This window comes from Hymenobacter crusticola (assembly GCF_002154225.1).
Taxonomy (GTDB): Bacteria; Bacteroidota; Bacteroidia; order Cytophagales; family Hymenobacteraceae; genus Hymenobacter; species Hymenobacter crusticola.
Genome location: NZ_MTSE01000087.1, coordinates 1 through 2,264, shown reverse-complemented (window position 1 = coordinate 2,264; position 2,264 = coordinate 1). Strand labels below are relative to the sequence as shown.

Sequence of the window (2,264 nt, the reverse complement as noted above, 5' to 3'; positions counted from 1 at the left end):
AAATCAGCTACGTCGAGGTCACCCAGGAAGAACGGGAGCCCCCTGGGTTGCTCGCCAGCGGGTAAAGCGGGTGGGCTATTCCTCCCGTGGCGGTTGCCGAACGTGGCGCAACGACCGGAAAAGCGGCCGCAAGCCGGGGCCAGCGGCTAAAACGGCTCCTACAGCCCCTTTCCCCACTGGTTTCGAGTTCGACCACTCCACGGAAAGGGTCTTTCCAAAGGGTGGGTGTGGTGAAACAAATCGGGTAAAGCCTCCGCGTGCGTGGCCAACGGGTTTGGGCGCTGGTGATCAGGGGCCAAAACGTGGTAAAAGCAGTAAAAACCCGATCGTCTGACACGCCCCTGAGGACCACTAAAAGGAGATAGCCAGAACGAACGTTGACCCGATCGTTTTGCCTGCGGGATTGGTAAAGTATGGATAGATAGGGCGCTGGCGATAGAAATCGGGCAACGATGCGCCCGAGTTGGCGGTTTTGCCCGAGTTATTTAACCACACCCAAATCAAGGGCAGGCGTACCACATCCGTCGTTGGTTACAATTGCCAACAACACTTACTAGCTTCGCTAGGCGCTACCGCTCCGCACGCTAGTTGATAAAAAATTATTACGAATGGCAGGGGGGCATCAGGTGATCCAGCAGGTTAGTGAGTCGCTTCCCACTAGGGCACTTACCCGCCAAAATCTCACCTTCAGTGGTTATGAGGGCTATTTAGCCACGAAAACCTCCCGCTATAGGTACCTGACTGCTCGTCGCCTAGCTTGCTAGGGGCGAGAACAGGGTCGGCCGTAAGGGGAGTTCCGTAAACGGGAAGGGCTTGGCGAATCGTACGGAAATCAGGCTTCGGCTAAGCTTACTACGGAACAGGTGAACGACCCCTAGCCGGGTAGGTGGAGCAGCTTACACCGGCTAGACGTACAGTTTCGAAGCGGTAAGTGGCATCCGAGCGCTGCGAATGAACTGGTGGAGCAGTATCCTTCCGCCAAAAGGGGAAGAACAGGTAGTATGCGGTTCTGCTATCCTACCTTATTTCAGGTGCAACGGGTATACAGCAATTGCAAACAATGCCTAGAGCGAGAGTAGGTCCTTCGGTAAAGCGTAGACAGCACAGACCCTCATGCTCTTGGCCTATACGAGCCTTCCTTCCACTGGACAAAACGCCGCCAAGGTGCCGCTAGCTGGTTAAGCGGTCCAACAACACGCTGGAAGCGAGCAGCGATGTTATTTTATGCTCCTGTTGCTGCGAACGAGCGGTCTGTTCTCTCCTGTTGGCCCTTCTGCTCTGTCGGCTCCTATTACCCTTTGCCACCAGCAGACGGCTGATCAGCTCGTAACGACTTATCTGCGTCTTGGTAATTGGCTGCAATTGCAAACAACACGTAACGAATTAATTAAGGCTCCTGTCGTCATCCTACTGCTCACTACTAGCATTTGAACCGAAGGAGGACTTCCGCGGATAGCCCCCATTCGCTCCTAGACTTCACGTCAATCGCGTCAGCAAGATCGCCTATTAAAGCCGAAAAGCAGCCGCAAGCGACGGCTAGGCTTGTGGAGGTATAGGCTGACAACCCGTTGATTACCAGGCCTCAGAAAGTAGGCGTTGTGCTAGTGCTAAGGGTTACGGAATGGGCCACTACGCTATGCTTCCTACTTTAGGAAGTAGGCGGGCGTTGTCCGCTACCGGGTGTTCGCGGGAATACGCCAAGAGCTCGTTACCCAATCGTTAAGCAGATAGCACCGCTTTTCAGGGAGTATTAAGGCAGCTATAAAGCTGGTGCGAATGTTGCCAGCAATTGCGAACAACACGTACGAAGCTTTTTCTGATGGCCACCGTTATTCCCCTCTCCAGTGCTGCTGCTACTTCCCCGAACACCTGTACGTATTGCCAGCAACCGTACACGCCCCGGCGGCGTTGGGTACAGAAATATTGCAGCAGTGCCTGTCGCGTGGCTGCCTCCAATGAGCGGACGGGGCGGGCACATCCACTCGAATCCAAAAAAGTCCGGGCACGGCGCCGGGCGAAAGGCTTGGGCCGCACGCCGTCAGCCGTCGCGGCGAGCGCTAGCGGTGGGAGTGGCATCGGACTCACCTTTCAGCAGACAGCCCTGGCAGCAGGCGTTGGGGCGTTAGGCGCCAACGCGCTCAGCCAAACCGCGGAATACCTGGCCGTGACGCAAAATCTAGCAGCACAAGTGCAGCAGCTCACGCAGACGGTAGCTCACGTGCTGGAGCGGCAAAAGCAATTCGAAGCAGCCCAGATTCAACAGT

The 2,264-nt window shown here is 55.7% G+C and carries 1 protein-coding gene; it reads left to right on the top strand.

Features of this window, described 5'->3' with window-relative positions; all coding sequences use genetic code 11:
* Positions 1–1,819: 1,819 nt before the first annotated feature.
* Positions 1,820–2,264, top strand: a 445-nt coding sequence (locus tag BXP70_RS29785; protein WP_143436785.1) for a DUF2256 domain-containing protein, incomplete at its 3' end; no start/stop codon positions are given.